The organism is Pseudomonas sp. ASL3 (assembly GCF_056680425.1).
In genome coordinates this window covers 1,091,896-1,112,285 of record NZ_CM155281.1, presented here as the reverse complement: position 1 = coordinate 1,112,285, position 20,390 = coordinate 1,091,896, and the positions used below count along the sequence as shown (strand labels likewise).

Genomic DNA, 20,390 nt, shown 5'->3' with positions numbered 1-20,390 from the left:
AGTCGTTGGGCGCTTAACCGAAGAAGCTCTGGCCGTTTTCAGCCATCTCACGCAGCTTCGCGGTGGGGTGGTACAAGGCGCCCAGATCAGCATATTTGTCAGCCAGGGCAACGAATTCCGCGACACCGATCGAATCGATGTAACGCAGTGCGCCGCCACGGAATGGAGGGAAACCAATGCCGTAGATCAAGCCCATATCGGCTTCGGCGGCGGTTTCGACGATGCCGTCTTCCAGGCAACGAACCGTTTCCAGGCACAGCGCAATCATCAACCAGTTGATGATGTCGTCGTCGGACACTTCACGCTGCTCATAGATAATCGGCTTGAGCACTTCAAGCACAGCCGCGTCGGCGACTTTCTTCGGCTTGCCCTTCTTGTCCATTTCGTAGGCATAGAAGCCCTTGCCGTTCTTCTGGCCCAGACGATTGGCTTCGTAAAGCACGTCTACAGCCGAACGACGATCGTCCTTCATCCGATCAGGGAAACCTTCAGCCATGACATCGCGGCCGTGGTGGCCGGTGTCGATGCCGACCACGTCCATCAGGTACGCCGGGCCCATTGGCCAGCCGAATTTCTCCATGACTTTGTCGATGCGAACGAAGTCCACGCCGGCACTGATCAACTTGGCGAAACCGCCGAAGTAAGGGAACAGCACACGGTTGACCAGGAAGCCCGGGCAGTCGTTGACCACGATCGGGTTCTTGCCTATTTTCTTGGCGTAGGCCACGGCGGTCGCGACGGCAACTTCGCTGGACTTCTCGCCGCGGATGACTTCGACCAGCGGCATCATGTGTACCGGGTTGAAGAAGTGCATGCCGACGAAGTTTTCCGGACGCTTGAGGGCATTGGCTAGCAGGCTGATGGAAATGGTCGAGGTGTTCGACGCCAGAATGGTGTCTTCCTTGACCTGGCCTTCGACTTCAGCCAATACCGCTTGCTTGACCTTAGGGTTCTCGACCACGGCTTCGACGACAAAGTCGACGGTACCGAAATCACCGTAGGACAGGGTCGGACGAATCGCGTTGAGGGCGACAGCCATCTTCGCGGCCGTCAGACGGCCTTTGTCGACACGGTTGCCCAGCAGTTTGGACGCTTCGTTCAGACCCAATTGAATGGCGTCTTCGCGGATGTCTTTCATCAGGATCGGCGTGCCTTTGACAGCCGACTGATAAGCAATACCGCCGCCCATGATGCCAGCGCCGAGTACGGCCGCCTGCTTCACGTCTTTAGCGGCTTCATCGTAGATCTTGGCTTTTTTCTTCAGTTCCTGATCGTTCAGGAACAAACCGATCAGGCTCTGCGCGGCAGACGTCTTGGCCATTTTGACGAAACCGGCGGCTTCGACTTCCAGCGCCTTGTCACGGCCAAAGTTGGCGGCTTTCTGGATGGTCTTGATCGCTTCGACCGGTGCCGGGTAGTTCGGGCCGGCTTGACCCGCAACGAAGCCCTTGGCGGTTTCGAACGCCATCATTTGTTCGATGGCATTGAGCTTGAGCTTGTCCAGCTTCGGCTGACGCCTGGCCTTGTGATCGAACTCGCCGGAAATGGCGCGTTTGATCAGATCCAGCGCAGCATCGAGCAGCTTCTCAGGGGCGACTACCGCATCGACCGCGCCTACTTTTAGGGCGTCCTCAGCACGGTTTTCCTTGCCGGAAGCGATCCACTCGATGGCGTTGTCGGCACCGATGATGCGCGGCAGACGAACGGTGCCGCCGAAACCTGGATAGATACCGAGTTTGACTTCAGGCAGACCGATTTTGGCGCTGCTGGACATGACGCGAAAGTCCGCCGCCAGGCACATTTCGAAACCACCGCCCAACGCGATGCCATTGATGGCCGCGACGGTTGGAACACCGAGGTCTTCAAAGTCGCTGAAGATTTTGTTGGCTTCGAGGTTGCCAGCCACCAGCTCTGCATCCGGCAACTTGAAGTTGTCGACGAACTCGGTGATATCGGCGCCGACGATAAAGACGTCCTTGCCGCTGGTGACGATCACGCCCTTGATCGAACCATCTGCCTTGATGGTATCAACGGCCTGACGCAGGTCGTTGAGGGTTAGACGGTTGAACTTGTTGACGGACTCACCCTTGAGATCGAAATTCAATTCGACGATGCCACTTTCAAGAGCCTTAACCGTGATGGCTTTACCTTCGTAAATCATCAACTGATCTCCACGATATGGAAGCTGAACAATACGCGTCGGACACTAGAGACCGGCGTGACTACGACGTTGCCGTCGATGCTAACGCCAAACCGCCAGACCCACCCGCCGACGCGATAGTCGGGATTCTGTAAGAGCGTTCTGACAATGCAAACGCTCAATTCATACGCCCGTTTGATTTGGGTACGGACACCATCACGGAATTCCCGGCAATTGTCAATTCCACAAAACACCAATGAAAGCGGCAAATTGTGTGTGTGCACGATTCTCCCTCCGTGCTTGTTACGGATTTGATGCACGCTTGATAGAGGAATATTCATGCCGCTTATGATGCAAAGTTTGAGGCAAACCCTGCACCTTTTCGGGGCGGCATGGACCCAGGCGGATAAAAAAGAGGCGTGACAGCGACAAACTCACCAGGACGGTCTACATTCAGCGCACAGGTGCTTCAGGCTCGGCAAAACCGCCGACAACAACGCCCCCTGCACAGTGCTTTCCCCTGCTTTGCACCGGGGATCGCTACAGATTATCGGCCTGCCTGGCCAACCCTGGCCCGATGTTGTTGTCGGGCTTTTTATCGCCTGCACACCGGTAAAATGGCTAATCGCCATTAGGTGCCAGGGTTATCAGGCCAGCGCTTTGAGTACGGCGGCAATACGTTGCAATATTTCAGGCTCGCCACGCTCGGCCCAATATAAGGCAATCATTTGCTTGCCGGCCTCGACCTTGAACACGTCAGCAGGAAGTGTGCTGAACTGAACCATCAGCAACGCATCCTCACAAGGCTCGCGCCATTGATTGAGCCAGATCCCCGGTACGGTTTGCCAATAGACCCAGCTGGCTGCCTGCTCACTGCGGCGAGGGCTGTGGTATTGCGCGCAGGGGCTTGGTGGCTCTTTGGGCAGCCAGTGCGGCCACTCCTGAGGCGCCAACTGCATGCCCAGGCCAATGCGCCGCGCCTCCATGCGCAGAGCCATTTTCCCGCTCTGCTGGCGCGAAGGTCGCAACCATGCAAGGGGGCTCAGGATCAGCGCAAGGATTGACAGTACTATCCAGACCGTCATATTTCTTATTCCCAGAAGTAATTATCAAATTAACGGCGCACCCAGTTGTGCGTGAAAAGAGCCATACTCAAGGCTGTCGCAATCCTCAAGAGGTACTCCTCATGCCCTACGAACATATTCTGGTCGCCGTCGACCTCACCGAAGAGTGCGATCCCGTCATCCGCCGCGCTCGCGAACTGGCCGTCAGCAATGCTGCCAAACTGTCCCTGGTGCACATCGTAGAACCCATGGCCATGGCCTTTGGTGGCGATGTACCGATGGATCTTTCCCAGTTGCAACAACAGCAGTTCGACCAGGCCAAGGAAAAACTCAACGCCCTGAAACTGAAGTACCCGGAAATCAAAACCGCCGACAGTCATCTGACCTACGGTCAGCCCCGGCAAGAAATCCATCAACTGGCCAAAGCGCAGAACTGCGACCTGATCGTGGTCGGCAGCCATGGCCGCCACGGCCTGGCACTGCTGCTCGGCTCGACCGCCAATGACGTTCTCCACGGTGCGCCGTGCGACGTTCTTGCCGTGCGCCTGAAGCGCGGGACTGAGTGAACCGACTCTGAATCCGAAGGCGGAGGGTAACCTCGCCTTCAGCAAAAAGCCCAGACCATTTTCTCTGCAAATGGCGCCGGGCTTTTTATTCAGTTCAGCTAAGCAACTCGCCTCAGGCGTCCAGCTCGGCCCAACGCTCCAGCAATACATCGAGTTGCGCTTGCAGGTTTTCCAATTGCGCCAGCACCGCAGCGGTCTGTTCGGCTGGACGCTGGTAGAAACCTGCGCCAGCCATTTCGGCGGTCAAGGTGGCCATTTGTGCTTCTACGTCGTCGATTTGCGCTGGCAAAGCTTCCAGCTCGCGTTGCAGCTTGTAGCTGAGCTTCTTCTTGGCCACCGGCATTTCCTGGGCCGCCACGGGCGCCGCAGCAACAACCGCAGTCGCCAGCTCGGCTTTACCGGATTTGTTCTCAGTCACGCCTAACAGACGTGGTGAGCCACCCTGACGCAGCCAGTCCTGATACCCGCCGACGTATTCACGAACCTTGCCTTCGCCTTCGAAAACCAGGGTGCTGGTCACGACGTTGTCGAGGAATGCCCGGTCGTGACTGACCATCAATACGGTGCCTTTGAACGTCAGAAGCACCTCTTCAAGCAGCTCGAGGGTTTCCACGTCCAGGTCGTTGGTCGGTTCGTCGAGTACCAGCAGGTTCGCTGGTTTGCTGAACAGCTTGGCCAGCAACAGACGAGCACGCTCGCCGCCGGACAGCGCCTTCACCGGCGTACGCGCGCGTTGCGGACTGAACAGGAAGTCGCCCAGGTAGCTCAGCACATGCCGGCTCTGGCCGTCGATATCGATGAAATCGCGACCTTCGGCCACGTTGTCGATCACGGTTTTTTCCAGATCGAGCTGGTGACGCAACTGATCGAAATAAGCCACGTCCAGACGTGTACCCACTTCCACACTGCCGCTGGTGGGCTGCAGGCTGTCCAGCATCAGCTTGAGCAAGGTGGTTTTGCCGGTACCGTTGGCCCCCAGCAGACCAATACGGTCCTCGCGCTGCAGGACCATGGAGAAGTCCTTGATCAGGAACGGGCCGCCTGGGTGAGCGAAGCTGACGTTATCGAGCACCATCACTTGCTTGCCGGACTTGTCGGCTGTATCCAGCTGAATGTTGGCCTTGCCAGTGCGCTCGCGGCGCTCACTGCGTTCCACCCGCAATTCTTTCAAGGCACGCACGCGGCCTTCGTTACGGGTACGGCGCGCCTTGATGCCCTGGCGGATCCAGACCTCTTCCTGGGCCAGCCGCTTGTCGAACAGCGCGTTGGCGGTTTCTTCAGCGGCCAACTGGGCTTCTTTGTGCACGAGGAAGCTGGCGTAGTCGCCGTTCCAGTCGATCAGGCCGCCGCGGTCCAGCTCCAGAATGCGCGTTGCCAGATTCTGCAGGAAGGACCGGTCGTGGGTAATGAACAGAACCGCGCCCTGGAAGCCCATCAAGGCCTCTTCAAGCCAGGCGATCGCGCCGATATCCAAGTGGTTGGTCGGTTCGTCGAGCAGCAGCAGATCGGGCTCGGACACCAACGCCTGAGCCAACAGCACCCGGCGACGCCAGCCTCCGGACAGCTCGGCCAGGGTTTTGTCGGCCGGCAATTGCAGGCGGCTCAACGTGCTATCGACCAATTGCTGCAGACGCCAGCCGTCGCGGGACTCAAGGTCGTGCTGGACATGCATCAGTTTGTCCAGATCCTCAGCGGTAACGATGTTCTGGCTCAGGTGATGGTATTCGGCGAGCAGCGCCCCAACGCCGTCCAGGCCTTCAGCGACCACGTCGAACACTGTCCGCTCGTCGGCCACCGGCAATTCCTGCGGCAGTTCGCCAATTTTCAGGCCAGGAGCGCGCCACACGGAGCCGTCATCAGGCTTTTGTACGCCTTTGACCAGCTTCAACATGCTGGACTTGCCAGTGCCGTTACGGCCGATGATGCACACCCGCTCACCACGGGCGATCTGCCAGGACACCTTGTCCAACAACGGCATAGCGCCGAAAGCAAGGGACACATCGCTGAATTTGAGCAGGGTCATGAGCTTCTCCAAAAACCGGGGGCGCATTCTACCTGAGATACCCGGGGCATGTTGGCATTCAATGACGATCGAGCTGGCGCCGCTGAACGCAAATGACTCCTTGCTCCCTTACTTTTTAAATATGAAGAGAAAAGCACGGGAAAATATGTCTGTAACAGTGTGTCGGTCAGCAATGCTTTCACCCGGAGCTGGCAAACGGCTAAGCTACAAACACTTTTCCCGATTCATCTGCACGGAAGTCTCATGCGCAGTCGTTTGCTCAGTCTTTTATCCTGCCTGCTTCTCTCTGCTACCGCAGTCCAGTCAGTTCAGGCAGTAGACCTCACCCTACAGCGTCAGTATTACGACGAGGCAAAACGCGCGCTGGCCAGAGGCGACTCCGGCCCCTATATGGCTTACAGCCAGGCACTTGCCGATTATCCGCTGGAACCGTATCTGGAATATGACGAACTGACCGCGCGGCTCAAGACCGCGAGCAATCCGGAGATTGAAAAGTTTCTCGCGGACCACGGCGACCTGCCCCAGACCAACTGGATGAAATTGCGCTGGTTGCGCTGGCTGGCCGAACGCGGTGACTGGCAGCCCTTCGTCAAGTATTACGACCCCAAGCTCAACTTCACCGAACTCGACTGCCTGTACGGCCAATACCAGCTGGGCCACAACCTGCGCGCCGAAGGCTACGCCAACGCCGAAAAACTGTGGATGACCGGCAAGACCCAACCTGAGGCGTGCGACGCATTGTTTGCGCGCTGGGCGGCCGAAGGCCAGTTGCCAGAACAGAAACGCTGGCAGCGTGCCAAGCTGGCCGCCGCAGCGCGCAATTACAGCCTGGCCACGTCCTTGGTCGACAGCCTCGTGACCCTCGCCCCGCAAGGCAAAATGCTGATCGCAGTCGCGCAGAAACCTGAATTGCTCAACGACCCTTCGCGCTTCACTCCGGCCGATGAAGCCATGTCCGACGTGGTCGGCCTTGGCCTGCGTCGTCTGGCCAAGCAAGATCCGCAGAGAGCCCTGGACATGCTCGACGGCTACTCGGCGCGCATGCACTTCTCGCGCGACGAACAAGTGGCGATCGCCCGGGAAATCGGTTTGGCGCTGGCCCGCAGCTTCGATAGCCGGGCGCTGGAGGTGATGACCAAATATGACCCGGACTTGCGCGACAATACGGTCACCGAATGGCGCTTGCGCCTGCTGCTGCGTCTGGGTCGCTGGGACGATGCCTATCAGTTGACGCGCAAGCTGCCGCAGGATCTGGCCACTACCAATCGCTGGCGTTACTGGCAGGCGCGTGCGCTGGAACTGTCCCAGCCTACCAGCCCACTGGTGCCAGCGCTGTATAAGGCGGTGTCCAGGGAACGCGATTTTTATGGTTTCCTTGCCGCTGATCGCTCGCAGACCTCTTACCAGTTGAACAACAAACCGCTGGTGCTCAGTCAGCAGGTCATCAACAAGGTCCGCAATACGCCCGGTATACGCCGGGCCCTGGAATTCCATGATCGCGGCCAGGTCGTCGACGGCCGCCGCGAGTGGTACTACGTCAGCCGCCTGTTCAACCGTGATGAAATGGTCGCTCAAGCCAAGCTGGCCTATGACATGCACTGGTACTTTCCAGCCATTCGCACCATCAGCCAGGCGCAATACTGGGATGACCTGGACATCCGTTTCCCGATGGCCCACCGCGACACCCTGGTGCGTGAAGCCAATGTACGCGGCCTGCACTCCAGTTGGGTATTCGCCATTACCCGTCAGGAAAGTGCTTTCATGGACGACGCGCGCTCCGGCGTCGGCGCCAGCGGCTTGATGCAATTGATGCCCACCACCGCGAGGGAAACCGCGCGCAAGTTCGACATTCCACTGGCGTCATCCCAGCAAGTGTTCGACCCGGATAAAAACATCGAGCTGGGCGCTGCTTACCTGAGCCAGGTCCACAGTCAGTTCAATGGCAACCGCGTACTTGCCTCGGCGGCCTATAACGCCGGCCCTGCTCGGGTTCGTCAATGGCTCAAGGGCGCGAATCACCTGGCATTCGATGTCTGGGTCGAAACCATTCCGTTCGACGAAACCCGCCAGTACGTGCAGAACGTTCTGTCTTACTCGGTGATTTACGGGGAAAAACTCAATTCGCCACAACCTCTGGTGGATTGGCACGAGCGGTTTTTCGACGATTTTTGAGAGCTTCGCTGCCTGAGCTAATGCTTTCGCAGGCAAGCCTACCCTCATCAAACAACCTGTAAGTGATTGGAATATATGAAGTGAACTTTCGCAATCTGTAGGAGCTGACTTGTCTGCGATCCGTCCGGGGTCGCGCTCGACCGAAGCGCTCGCAAAAGTAGTGAACTCACCACCGCTGGAAGGTCCTTCGGCCCTTTTCGCAGACAAAACTACGCGTCCCGGTCTCTCCTACGCCCTCCGGGCAGAATCGAGCCCCAGTTTGCTGCGCGACAGCGCAGCGTCGAAGACGCGGCGAGGCCTCTCATCAAACAATGCATAACCAGCTGAAATAAAAAGATTATTTTGTAGGAGCGCGCTTGCCCGCGATCGCTTCGGAGTCGCGCTCGACCGGAGCAGTCGCAAAATCAGTGAACTCGATTCTGGCAATAGAACTGTGCTCAGCATTTTCGGGACCGCTTCGCGCTCCATCGCGGGCAAGCGCGCTCCTACAATTGACCGAGTTTGCTGCGCGACAGCGCAGCGTCGAAGACGGGGCGGCATCTCCCAGCAGGCTTGCAACTACGCGTCCCGCTGCGAATAGCTTGACGCCTACTCCAGAACAGTCACCGGCATCCCGACCTCAAGGGTGCCAGGGCCGTCATTGACCATGTTCTGCCCGAACCACACATCCCCTTCGCGCTCACGATAAGTCTTCAAGGTGGTCATTGGCTCGCGATCCGGCGAACGCTCGCCTGTCTTTGGATCGATAGTGGTAAGGATGCAACGCGAGCAGCCCTTGAGCAGGCGAAATTCGATGTCGCCGATGCGGATGCGCTTCCAGCCATCCTCAGCGAAGGCCTCGCTGCCCTCGACCACCAGATTCGGCCTGAAACGCAGCATCTCCAGCGGCCGCCCGACCTTGGCCGACAAGTCATCCAGAGAGGCCTGGCCAATCAACAGCAAGGGAAAACCGTCGGCAAAACCGACCTTGTCGTCGACAGTGCCGTAACCACTGGGCAACCAGCGAGCGCGCTCGGCCGGCACGTGAACCATGCGCGTGGGCCTGCCCATGAATTCGCTGAGCCACTGCGCCGCCTCGTCACCCGCGTCTGGCACGCGCAGCGTATCGCGCCAGATGGTCACGCCACGTAGCGATGCAGGCGTGTCTTCGGGCACGGGGACATTGAGTGTTTCGAAGCCAGGCGCATTCAGGGCCACACCACCATCGGCATTCCACAACACCGACAGCTGCGACATCTGCGGCATGGCGCGCTGGGTAAAGAAGCGCCCGGAGCCCTCCTCCACCAGCATCCAGCGGCGATCCCCAGACAGACCCAGTCCATCGAACCTGGCCTGTTGCAGAGGTTCGGCCATGCCGGACTTGAGTGGAAATCGATAAAGTGCGCTGAGACGCAACATGGCCAGCCCCCTGATTGGCAAAGAGCCAACTTATACGAGCTGACATCGCGCACTACAACCCCTACACACCCCACAAAATTAAAAAGTGGCCGGGAAACCGTCAGGCCTGGTCCAGCATCAGGCGCTCGCGCACCACGTCGACCAATTTATCCGGCTGGAATTTGGAGAGGAAGTTGTCGCAGCCGACCTTCTTCACCATGGAGTCGTTGAAGCTGCCCGACAATGAGGTGTGCAACACAACATACAGACGGCGCAAGCGCGGATCGTTGCGGATTTCGGTCGTCAGCCGGTAACCGTCCATCTCTGGCATCTCGGCGTCGGTGAAAATCATCAATAGCTTGTCAGTCATGACTTCGCCGGCATCAGCCCAGGCCTTGAGCATATTCAACGCTTTGAGACCGTCGCGGGCGATGTGCATCTTGACCCCTAGCTGGGACAAGGTATCGCGCAGCTGGGACAGCGCCACGTTTGAATCATCGACCAGCAGCACTTCGCGACCACGGGCGCGCTCCAACACCGGATCCTGGAGCTTTTCGCGAGAGACTTTGGCGTTGTAAGGCACGATTTCGGCGAGAACTTTTTCGACGTCGATAATCTCCACCAACTGGTCATCGACCTTGCTGATGGCCGTCAGGTAATGCTGGCGGCCAGCGCTCGCGGGTGGTGGGAGAATTGCTTCCCAGTTCATGTTGACGATGCGATCCACACCGCCGACGAGAAATGCCTGCACCGAGCGATTGTACTCCGTGACGATGATCGTACTGTTCGGCCCCGGTACCAGCGGCCGCATACCAATGGCCTGGGAAAGGTCGATAACCGGTAACGTTTGGCCACGCAGATTGACCACACCACAGACAAAGGGATGACGTTGCGGCATCAGGGTCAGCTTCGGCAGCTGCAGGACCTCCTGAACTTTGAACACGTTGATCGCGAACAATTGCCGCCCAGCCAGGCGAAACATGAGAATTTCCAGGCGATTCTCACCCACCAGCTGCGTGCGTTGATCTACCGTGTCGAGAATGCCGGCCATTAATGACTCCTGGGACGTGGTTCGGGTTGAGAGCGCTCAAGCTGTTATCGGCTGAAGTGAGCAGGACCTTAATTGCAACAAAGTGCCACGTAAAGCCATTGATGTCATATTGGCATCATGCTTTACTCAATTTTTCTTTTCGGCGACCACATCGGCCGTTCACGGCGTCGTTCATCCCACCATAGAATCTGACTGACGGGTCACTCTCTAGGGGAAACCCTGAGTGACAATCAGGCCCAACCTGATATTCGTGATATCTAATAGCCACTAATGTGACACCATTCTCATTGCATGAATGGAGTCAGGCTCTTGTTTGCTATCGCGGGACCGTGGTCAAGCAACACCATGAGGATCGTTGCCGTCCTTGATCATTTATCAAGGCCTGCCATCACGGGTCGCAAAAGACTCATCTGTCGCGTTGCAACACGCTTGCACATGCGGGTGACCGGGTCGTTGAATATGATCAAAAAACAACATTCGGAAATAGACTACAGACTTCCGTTTGATTTCAACATTAACTTGAAACCACTCGCCGAGCGCGATCTACGTTCGCTGTCCATGAGTTGTGGAGATAAAGCATGTTGAACGGCAAAGAGTGGCAACATTCGCTCCCTGATTTTCTGATCGAGTCTCAGTCACTTCTCGCCAAGTCGGAAGAATGCCTGAGCCACCTGGAGTTATTCACTAACGATAAGGATGCCATCGAATGTCTGCTCGGTACCCTGTTCACACTGGCCCACAAGGGCGACGCCCTTGCCCTTGACGACATCACCGACTTTTCCCTGCGTATTCACCGCCTGCTGAGCCTTGCCCACCCGCTTATCAGTCTCCAGGGTGAAGCGTTGCGCACCCTCAGAAACTGTTTCACCCTCCTTGCCTGGCAACTTGAACTGGTCGACGCCGATTCGGGCATGCTCTTGCTCGACGACAGCGAACAACTGGAGTTGCTATACACGTTCGCGGTTATCGCCGGGCTCGAAGAGGAACTGGCACGTCTTGTACCGCTCAAGAGCTGGGCGGCCGCCCTGAAACTGCAATCCACTGTGGCGTCAGAAGGTATTGATCCTTCAAGGTTCGCTTGACTCAGCCGGCCAAAAACATGAGTGCTCGAAAAAGGGGCGCTTTATTCTTTAAGTTTCAGATTAATGTGCTGATTGTCTGTCCGCCCTTGAATAGCGAACTTGCGCATCACTTCCGATACACATATTTCTGACCAATCAGACATATACAGGCCCATGGTTTTTCTGCCGACCACCTCTAAAACGCTTAATTATTCAGACATTTAAGGTAAGATCAGCGCCCTTGAATTGAGGGTCAGAGTTTTTTCCCGGGTTGCACAGGCAGGGTTGTCACCGGACCCGTTACTGGCTAGACGAATGATGATCCAAAGGTGAGGCGTCGACACCGTCGAGCTCCCTGACACTGACCTGTAGCAGCCGAAACAGGTTATCCGCAGCGAACATCCAATGGCTCCATCCGCTATGTATGCCAGCATCAAGTCATTCAAGCTTTGGCCCCTCAGCAAAAACAACGCCCGCTGGCTTACTGCTCTACTGTGCATGGGGTCGGTCGCTGGCAACCTCGCGGTCTATTTCACCGCCATGGCATTGCCAGCGGGTTTGCTTGCGCTGAACCTGGCAACCATCGCCAGCATCTGGTACGTCCAGCGACGGTCCGGCAACTCGATCAGGTTCCAACCCCGGGAACTGGCCGAACGCATGCTCGAAGTGCAAGAAACCGAGCGCCATCGGCTCAGCCGCGAATTGCACGATGACATTGGCCAAATGCTCACCGCCGCCAAACTGCAAAGTGACTGGCTGCAACGGCGTCTGCCACCCGAGTTACACAAGCAATGTGCGGTGTTGTGTAGCACGCTGGACGAAACCCTGGCGAAAGTCCGCGACGTGTCAGCCATTCTCAATCCTCGTCAATTAGCCAGTCTGGGGCTGGAAGCCAGTTTGCGCGCACACCTGTTGCGCACGCTGGGGAACACTCCAGTGCACTGGAGCATGGAATGTCACCAGCGCCTGGCGGGCATCCCCGAAGAAATGGCGGTTGCTGCGTTTCGGATTACCCAGGAGGCCGTCACCAATATGCTGCGTCATGCTCAGGCGGTTAATTTGCTGGTGCGCTTGCAACGTTCGCCCGAGGGCTTGCTGCTGTATATCGCCGACGACGGCCTTGGCTTTTCGCCGGCAGAAAACCCGGGCCTGGAAGGTCAGCGCGGTATGGCCGGTATGGCCGAACGGATAGCGCTGCTGGGCGGCACCTTGACGGTTCATAGCCAACCCGGCAAAGGTACGCAAATCGAAGCACTTTTTCCCTGGGCACCCCGTGCCCGCGAACGAGCCAATAAAAGCAAGGGTTTATGATCTGCAATTTGCTTCTGGTCGATGACCACTCGCTGATCAGGGCAGGCGTCCGCGCGTTGATCTCGGATATTCCTGGCTACGCCGTGATCGGTGAGGCCAACGATGGCGCGCAGCTGCTCGATCTGGTCCGACAACTGCGTCCGGACATCACGCTTCTGGATATCTCCATGAAGGACACCAATGGCCTGGACGCGTTAGAGAAGCTGCTTCGGGAGCTGCCCCTCAGCAAAGTGCTGATTCTGTCGATGCACACCGATCCGCAGTTGATCATGCGGGCGCTGGAGATGGGCGCGCATGGTTACCTGCTCAAGGATGCCACTGGCACGGAGCTGGAGCAGGCCCTGGAGGCGTTACGCAATAACGAACGCTACCTGAGCCCCGCCATCGCCCATACCGTGATCAATCAAGCCTTGATCAGCGTGCAGGCGAACCGACACGAACCGGTGAAAAATCACAACCTGACCGCGCGCCAACTGGAAATCCTGCGCCTGATCGTGCGCGGTAAATCCACACGCGAGATCGCCAGCGGCCTGGGCCTGAGCGTCAAGACCGTGGAAACCCATCGCTCGCAAATCATGAAGCGTTTGCAGATCTACGACGTAGCCGGCCTGGTGCTGTTCTGTGTGCGGGAGCGGATCATCAGTCTCGACGACTGACCCGCTAAGCCGTACCGAGCCGCGGCGAGCGCGCCGGCAACGACAATCCTCCAGTAATCCGCTGCCAATGCCCCTTGCAAAGGATGTTGACCGAGCGGGCAAAAAAAGCCCGGAACCGCCTCGATTTTTTAGCAGCTAAAGACCCTCACGGAACGACACAGGCTGCTTCATCGGCTTTACTTCCATTACGCCGCCCATTTGGATTTTTTTCGGGGGAGGGTTGCAGAAATAGTTGACCCCTTGTCGGAGAAAAAGCTGCATGGGTACACATCACCATTGAAATGAAATCACTGGCCGTGTTTAATTCGACAGAATATTGGCTATAGTGGAGCAAGAAGGCGCATACGTCATTTTATTGACTTCTCCAATGAATATCTGCCGCTGTACCGTGGGATCAGGCACTGAGTTCATGACTAAAGGGGTGGGAACGTTTTATGCGCTTGCAACCTGTCGACAGTCTTCTGCTAACACGAACCGGTCTGGTCGAATACTTTCTCTTCGGTATTCGCCTGGTGCACGGCATGAGCTGCATTTTGCCCGGGCTGGTGATGTTGGCGATCGCGCAGAACGACCACCCCACCGCGCTGAACAGCTATTTTGCGGTGCTGATTTTCTTTGGCGTCATCAGCGTATTGATCTTTCAGGCGATTGGCGTCTACTCCGAGTCCATCTTCAGCAATCTCCTGCGCTTTCGCCTGACCTTGTTCGCCTGGTCTTCGGCGTTTTGCCTGCTGCTGTTCATGCGTCAGGGATTGTCACTGCTCAATTCCGTCTCCAACACGCAATTGGCCCTCTGGTTCGTGGGCAGCTTTGTGTTGTTCGGCATAGAGCGAGTTTTGCTGTTGATGGCGTTCCAGCACCTGATGCAAAAGGGTTTCTTCCTGCAGAACGCAATCATCCTCGGCGCGACTGAAAACGGTCAGCGTCTGGCCGAGTACCTGGCACAGAATCAAGACATTCGCTCCGGGGTTTCCGGATTTATCGACGACCGCATCGGACGCATGCCCAAAACCATGGCCAACTTGCCCCTGTTGGGTAACTCCGGCGACCTGGAACGGTTGATTCGCGAAGAGAAAGTCACGCAGGTATTGGTCGCCCTGCCCTGGTCCGCGGAAAACCGCATGGACTACATCATTCGTGAGCTGCGCAGGTTGCCCGTCAACGTGCTACTGGTGCCGGACATGATTGCGTTCCGGCATGCCCACAACCGAATCACCGAAGTTGCCAAACTGCCGATGTTCAATGCGTCCGAAGTACCGCTGCACGGTTGGTCGCCATTTTTCAAGCGGCTGGAGGACATGCTGGTATCGAGCCTCGCTTTGCTGTCGCTCGCACCGGTGATGATGATCGTGGCCATGGCGATCAAGCTCGACTCCCCTGGACCGGTACTGTTCCGGCAAAAACGCTATGGCTACAACAACCGCCTGATCGAGGTCTGCAAGTTTCGCTCGATGCACCAGGATCAAGCCGATGCTAACGCCGAGTTACAAACCACTCGGGGCGACGCCAGGATCACCCGGGTCGGGCGCTTTATCCGCAAGACCAGCCTTGATGAACTGCCACAACTGTTCAACGTCTTCGCGGGCAGTATGTCCATGGTCGGACCGCGCCCCCATGCCACCGCAACCAAAGCCGCCGGCATTCTTTTTGAAGAAGCGGTCAAGGAATACACCTCACGCCATCGAGTCAAACCGGGCATTACCGGGCTGGCACAAATCAACGGATACCGAGGAGAGACGGATACCTTGGAAAAAATCGAGAAGCGTGTCGAGTTCGATCTTGAATACATAGAAAACTGGTCGGTCTGGTTCGATTTGTACATCCTTTTCCGCACTGTTCCGGCAGTGCTATTCACTCGTGAGGTTTATTGATGAGCATACTCATCCCGTGCATTATCGCTGGTGGAGCTGGCACCCGGCTGTGGCCGGTTTCTCGCGAAGCCATGCCCAAACCCTTCATGCGTCTTCCCGACGGTGAAAGCCTGCTGCAAAAAACCTTCGTCCGAGCCACCGGGCTGGCCGGCGTCAACCGAATCCTGACGGTGACCAACCGCGACGTTTATTTCCGCACGGTGGACGACTATCGCCACCTCAACAAAAGCAATGCGAACCTGGACTTCATCCTTGAACCTTTCGGGCGCAATACCGCACCCGCCATCGCGGCTGCGGCACTGCATGTCGCCCGCTTGTATGGCGAAGATGCGCACCTGCTGATTCTCCCGGCCGATCATTTGATCAAGGACCTGGAGGCTTTCGCTCAAGCCGTCAACGTGGCGCGGGAGCTGGCCGATCTAGGCTGGATAGCAACGTTCGGCATTGTGCCGACCAAAGCTGAAACCGGCTTCGGTTATATCGAAAAGGGCCAGGTCCTCAACGCGACGGCTTATCAAGTGGAGCGCTTCATCGAGAAGCCGGACGCCGACACCGCTCAGGGTTACCTCGACGGTGGCTTGCACCTGTGGAATTCCGGGATGTTTTGCATGCGCGCCGACACCATGCTGCGTGAACTGCAGGCGCACGCGCCGCAGGTGTTGGCCACGGTTAGCGCCTGCCTGGCGCAAAGCCTCAGCAAGGAAGGCAATCACGAATTGCAGGTGGAATTGCACAGCGAACTGTTCGCCGAAGCCCCGGATATTTCCATCGACTACGCAGTGATGGAGCCTTCGCAAAAAGTCGCCGTGATCCCTTGTCAGCTGGGTTGGAACGACATCGGTTCGTGGCAGGCCCTACGTGAACTGAGCCCGGCCGATGCCGACGGCAACCAATGCAACGGTCAGACGGTGCTGCGTGACGTGACCAACTGTTACATAGACTCGCCACGGCGATTGGTCGGCGGTATCGGTCTGGATGACCTGATCATCATCGACACCCCTGACGCGTTGCTGATTGCCGATGCCAAGCGCAGCCAGGAGGTCAAAGTCATCGCCCAGGAACTCAAGCGTCAGGGCCACGATGCTTACCGTCTGCACCGCACCGTCACCCGGCCGTGGGGGACATATACCGTGCTCGAGGAAGGCAAGCGCTTCAAAATCAAACGCATCATGGTTCGGCCAAAGGCGTCGCTGTCGCTGCAAATGCACCACCACCGCAGCGAACACTGGGTTGTCGTCAGCGGTATGGCGAAAGTGACCAATGGCGACAGTGAGTTTCTGCTTGATACCAACGAGTCGACGTTTATCAAACCTGGCCGCAACCACCGCTTGATCAACCCTGGCGTAGTCGACCTGGTCATGATCGAAGTACAGAGCGGTGAGTACCTGGGCGAGGACGATATCGTTCGTTTCACCGACATCTATGGCCGTGTCCCCGAGGAGCCCGCCAAGACTTAGAAAACCGACACTGGCAGTCCGCTGGACTCGACACGCCAGCGAAATGGGAAGCGAACGAGTCCGGAGCCACACGCCCGAACGCTTCAAACAATTATCCCAAGAAGCGTGCGGAGGAAAATTGCATGTGGCGTAAATCCTTTACGTTGCTCCCGCTACTGACCGTGACAACTATTGGTCTATGCGCTGTGCCGTGGACCCAGACGGCCGACGCTCAAACCATCCTGCATGCACCGCATGCCGTGGAGTGGAAAGACTTTCTAGGGGTCAACGCCCAATTCCAGTATTTCTCATCCGATATATCTGAAAAGCAGATGACCCGGCTCGATCAGCTGGGCTTGAACTGGGTACGCCTGACGACGCACTGGGCTGCGCTCGAACCCGAGCAAGGGCAGTACAACCTCGCCGATCTGGACGTGGCGATGAACGCCGTCAAGGCCCACCACTACAACACCGTCACCTATCTCGTGGGTTCGGCGCCCTTTGTCAGTAGCGGCCCTCCTGGAGCGTCCAACAGCGATCAGTACCCGCCCAAAGACTTCAACGCCTTCGCCGAACGCATGGTGATGCTGGCCCAACGTTACCCGCAGGTGAACAACTGGCAGGTGTGGGACGAGCCGAACATCATCTGGCTGCCCCAGGAGGATCCACAGGCTTACGACAAGCTGCTGATCACCACTGCCAGCGCCATCCGTGCGGCCATGCCCGGTAAAACCATCGTCACCGCCGGCATGGCCTATTACAGCCAGATGCAAGGCACCCAAGGGCTGATGCTGGAAAAACTGCTGACCATGGGTCTGGGCAATCAGGACATCGTTGCGGCCTACCACCCCTATTCCGAGTTCCCCGAAGGCGATTCGCCGGCCGACGGTGATTTTCTGGTCCGCGCCAACTTTATCAACAACGCCCTGCACGCCAAGGGTGTGAAACAGGTCTGGGCCACCGAATGGGGCTGGTCGAGCTATACCGGCCCGAAAAAAACGCAAGCGCTGATCACCGTCGACGAGCAGTCTGACTACACCCTGAGACGCCTGGCGCTGATGAGCGCGATGGACTACCAACGCATCTTCCTCTTCAACCTCAGCGATCTGGATTCCCGCGCCAGCCTCCGCGACCAGTTCTATGGCCTGCTGGACCTGCAGGGCAACCCGAAGCCGGTGTACACCGCGCTGCATAACTTCCTCACCATCACCGGCCCGCGCCTGGTGCCCGCCGATCCACCCGCAATGAACAAAGCGCCGGTGGACCTGTACGCTGTACCCTGGACCCGCGCCGATGGCGTTCACATCCTGATGTTCTGGAGCGCCAGCGGCACCAGCCTGCAACTGCCCGGCATTAAATCAGCCGCGCTATTGGACCCCTTGATCGGCACCCGAACCGTTTTGAGCAACGAACACGGGATTACCGCTGCACTGAAACCGAGCCTGCAAATCCTGGTCTGGCGGTAGGAGAGCAGCCCCCCGCCCGTTGCGATGCCTGATGGAGCCTTGCCGGCAGTGCTGGCCTCTTCGCAGGCAAGCCTGCTCCCACGTGGGGGGATTGTGGGCGGGAGGGGCTGGACTGAAAATTCATCATTTCTCCATGACCCTTTCTGTTTGGGAAAGGGTCATGAAACGTCATTACGACGTTTTCAGCAGTGTGTGGCCACGCTCAGTCAACCGATACATCTGCGCAGGACTGCGGGGCGAGTCGGGATCGGTCATTTCCACCAGCCCTGCCGCCAATGCCGGGTTGAGATACGTGTTACGAAATGATTGCCGATGAACGAGGCCCAATTGATCCATCAGCTCGCCGGATTTGAACGAAGGATGGCTTGCGAGAACCTTGAGTAGTTTTTTTACCGGGTCGGTTACTTGTGCGGCTACTTGTTCGGTTACTTGTGCGGTCTGATCCACATCGCTCAACGCCTGCTTCAAGGCACCCAGCATGAATTCAACGAAAGGTGTCGCTTCGGCGAGCTGGTCTGCCGCAGATAGCGCACCGTAATACGCATCCTGCTGATCACGAATCACCGTTTCTACCGGCAGATACGCCAGCACTGGACGCCACTGACTCAGGATCAGGGTTTGCCAGAGTCGGCCCATTCGTCCATTGCCGTCCGCGAAGGGGTGAATGAATTCAAATTCGTAATGGAACACGCAACTGGCGATCAACGGGTGCAGGTCAGCCCCCTCCAGCCAACCCAGCAAATCATCCATGAGTGTCGCGACGCGACTGGCCGGAGGAGCCATATGCAGCAATCGGTCACCGCGATAGATCCCTACCCCGCCCCGACGAAACTGACCGGCGTCATCGATCAAGCCACGCATCAATAGCTCGTGAGCCTGTAACAGGTCAGAGCGGACATCGGGTTTCCATCCAGGCATTGCCTCATAAGTCGCGAAGGCATTGCGCACTTCCTGAATCTCACGAGGTAGACCAAGCACCCATTGCCCGTCCAGCACCGCAGTCACTTGTTCCAGGCTCAACGTGTTGTTCTCGATAGCCAACGAAGCCTGAATGGTACGAATGCGATTGCCACGCCTCAGCATTGGGGTCTGCGTCGTTTCCCACAACGCCGACAAACGACCCACCTGTTCGCTGATATCTGCGACGAGGGCGAGCATCTGTGGGGTCAGTGTCAACGGTGGTTGGTATTTCTTCATTTACTAAAGTCCATGATCAATCTTCACGTTCCAGAAATGTGCAGGGTTAATCATGGGTTGTCTCGCTGAAATACTTTACGTATTCGATGAAGTGCGCCACCGCTGGTGCCTTTTCAAAACGTCGATAGACCAGCGACAAGAATGACGAAGGGTGACAGTCATGGATACGCCGATACACCACATTAGGCAGTTTGAGGTGATCCACCACCGATTCCGGGACCACGGCCACGCCCTGCCCCAAGGACACCAACGCCACCACCGAGACCAATCCACCCGGTTGAGGCCCTAGTTTCGGTGCGTAGCCACCTTGTGCAGCGATCTGCAAGGTGCCGGAGATCTGTTCGGGGAGGATGAAGGTTTCGTTCTGCAAATGCGCCGCGTTGATTTCTTTCAGGCGACACAGCCAAGAGCTGTCCGGCAGCGCCAACGCGAAGCCCTCTACCAACAGGCTGACGGTGCTCAGGGACTCGGGTAAATGCATGGGTGAGCGGATATAACCGACATCCAGCCGCCCTTCCTCGATCAGGGTTGGCAAGGCTGGCATCAGACTCTCGCGGATAGCGAAACCGATGTCCGGGTAACGCTGGCGAAAGCTGCTGACCTGTTTTTGCAGGGAACCGGAAAACACCGCCGAGGCGACATAGCCCAGTTCGATATGCCCAGTCTCACCACGCCCTGCCCGCTGCGCATTGAGCTGTGTGGCCTCGAACTGACGCACGGCCAGCTCCGCCTCTACCTGCAAGGCCCTGCCCGCCTCAGTCAGGCTGACCTCGCGTTGCAGGCGCAGGAACAGGCGTGTGCCCAGCTCGCTTTCCAAATCCTGAATCTGCCGGGTCAGGGTTGGCGGCGCGATGCCCAGCTGTTCGGCAGCGCGGGTGAAATTCTTGTGCTTGGCAACGGCCAGAAAGTAGCGAAAGTGGCGTATTTCCATAGCTGCATTAGCTCAAAGGTAATGAAGTGCTGAGATGCAGCTAATAAAAAGCTGAGATCGCCGCGATA

At 57.4% G+C, this 20,390-nt stretch carries 15 protein-coding genes; 8 read left to right on the top strand and 7 right to left on the bottom strand.

What is annotated here, in order from left to right; translation table 11 throughout:
- Positions 1-13: 13 nt before the first annotated feature.
- A complete protein-coding gene (gene fadB, locus AC1MEE_RS04960; RefSeq protein ID WP_480414158.1) occupies positions 14-2,161 on the bottom strand; it encodes a fatty acid oxidation complex subunit alpha FadB in 2,148 nt (715 codons plus the stop codon).
- A gap of 626 nt (positions 2,162-2,787) precedes the next feature.
- Entirely contained in the window at positions 2,788-3,225 is a 438-nt protein-coding gene (locus tag AC1MEE_RS04955) for a hypothetical protein (protein ID WP_480414156.1), read from the bottom strand.
- Between the two features lie 101 nt (positions 3,226-3,326).
- On the opposite strand from AC1MEE_RS04955, the gene AC1MEE_RS04950 reads away from it, so the two are divergent.
- Complete coding sequence (locus tag AC1MEE_RS04950; protein WP_480414154.1) at positions 3,327-3,770, top strand: universal stress protein; 444 nt, start codon at positions 3,327-3,329, stop codon at positions 3,768-3,770.
- A gap of 112 nt (positions 3,771-3,882) precedes the next feature.
- On the opposite strand, the gene AC1MEE_RS04945 is transcribed toward AC1MEE_RS04950, so the two are convergent.
- Entirely contained in the window at positions 3,883-5,793 is a 1,911-nt protein-coding gene (locus tag AC1MEE_RS04945; RefSeq protein WP_480414152.1) for an ATP-binding cassette domain-containing protein, read from the bottom strand.
- A 243-nt stretch (positions 5,794-6,036) separates the two neighbouring features.
- Here AC1MEE_RS04945 and AC1MEE_RS04940 point away from each other — a divergent pair, with 243 nt between their 5' ends.
- Complete coding sequence (locus tag AC1MEE_RS04940) at positions 6,037-7,965, top strand: transglycosylase SLT domain-containing protein (RefSeq protein ID WP_480414150.1); 1,929 nt, start codon at positions 6,037-6,039, stop codon at positions 7,963-7,965.
- 588 nt (positions 7,966-8,553) lie between these two features.
- On the opposite strand, the gene AC1MEE_RS04935 is transcribed toward AC1MEE_RS04940, so the two are convergent.
- Positions 8,554-9,363 (bottom strand): MOSC domain-containing protein, encoded by an 810-nt coding sequence (locus AC1MEE_RS04935; RefSeq protein ID WP_480414148.1) that lies wholly within the window; start codon positions 9,361-9,363, stop codon positions 8,554-8,556.
- A 100-nt stretch (positions 9,364-9,463) separates the two neighbouring features.
- Positions 9,464-10,393: a chemotaxis protein CheV gene (locus tag AC1MEE_RS04930; RefSeq protein WP_480414146.1), complete on the bottom strand. Its 930-nt coding sequence runs from the start codon at positions 10,391-10,393 to the stop codon at positions 9,464-9,466.
- 578 nt (positions 10,394-10,971) lie between these two features.
- Between AC1MEE_RS04930 and AC1MEE_RS04925 the strand changes: the two genes are divergently transcribed.
- The 6 genes from AC1MEE_RS04925 to AC1MEE_RS04900 all read left to right on the top strand — a co-directional run bounded on the left by AC1MEE_RS04925 (position 10,972) and on the right by AC1MEE_RS04900 (position 18,194).
- Positions 10,972-11,475: a hypothetical protein gene (locus tag AC1MEE_RS04925; RefSeq protein ID WP_480414144.1), complete on the top strand. Its 504-nt coding sequence runs from the start codon at positions 10,972-10,974 to the stop codon at positions 11,473-11,475.
- Between the two features lie 399 nt (positions 11,476-11,874).
- Positions 11,875-12,765: a sensor histidine kinase gene (locus AC1MEE_RS04920; RefSeq protein ID WP_480416154.1), complete on the top strand. Its 891-nt coding sequence runs from the start codon at positions 11,875-11,877 to the stop codon at positions 12,763-12,765.
- Positions 12,762-13,421 carry a response regulator gene (locus AC1MEE_RS04915; RefSeq protein ID WP_480414142.1) on the top strand — a complete coding sequence of 220 codons (660 nt, stop codon included), beginning with the start codon at positions 12,762-12,764 and terminating at the stop codon, positions 13,419-13,421. The genes AC1MEE_RS04920 and AC1MEE_RS04915 overlap by 4 nt, the downstream gene beginning before the upstream one ends.
- A gap of 434 nt (positions 13,422-13,855) precedes the next feature.
- Positions 13,856-15,292, top strand: a complete 1,437-nt coding sequence (locus AC1MEE_RS04910) for an undecaprenyl-phosphate glucose phosphotransferase (protein WP_480414140.1) — start codon at positions 13,856-13,858, stop codon at positions 15,290-15,292.
- Complete coding sequence (locus AC1MEE_RS04905) at positions 15,292-16,749, top strand: mannose-1-phosphate guanylyltransferase/mannose-6-phosphate isomerase (protein ID WP_480414138.1); 1,458 nt, start codon at positions 15,292-15,294, stop codon at positions 16,747-16,749. Before AC1MEE_RS04910 ends, AC1MEE_RS04905 begins: the two co-directional genes overlap by 1 nt.
- Before the next feature lie 122 nt (positions 16,750-16,871).
- Positions 16,872-18,194, top strand: coding sequence for a beta-galactosidase (locus AC1MEE_RS04900; RefSeq protein WP_480414136.1), 1,323 nt, complete (start codon positions 16,872-16,874; stop codon positions 18,192-18,194).
- 171 nt (positions 18,195-18,365) lie between these two features.
- Here the strand turns inward: AC1MEE_RS04900 and AC1MEE_RS04895 are convergent, their stop codons facing one another.
- Together AC1MEE_RS04895 and AC1MEE_RS04890 are read right to left on the bottom strand one after the other, a co-directional pair.
- Positions 18,366-19,391 carry a Fic family protein gene (locus tag AC1MEE_RS04895; protein WP_480414134.1) on the bottom strand — a complete coding sequence of 342 codons (1,026 nt, stop codon included), beginning with the start codon at positions 19,389-19,391 and terminating at the stop codon, positions 18,366-18,368.
- Positions 19,392-19,437: 46 nt separating this feature from the next.
- A complete protein-coding gene (locus tag AC1MEE_RS04890) occupies positions 19,438-20,322 on the bottom strand; it encodes a LysR family transcriptional regulator (RefSeq protein WP_480414131.1) in 885 nt (294 codons plus the stop codon).
- Positions 20,323-20,390 lie beyond the last annotated feature (68 nt).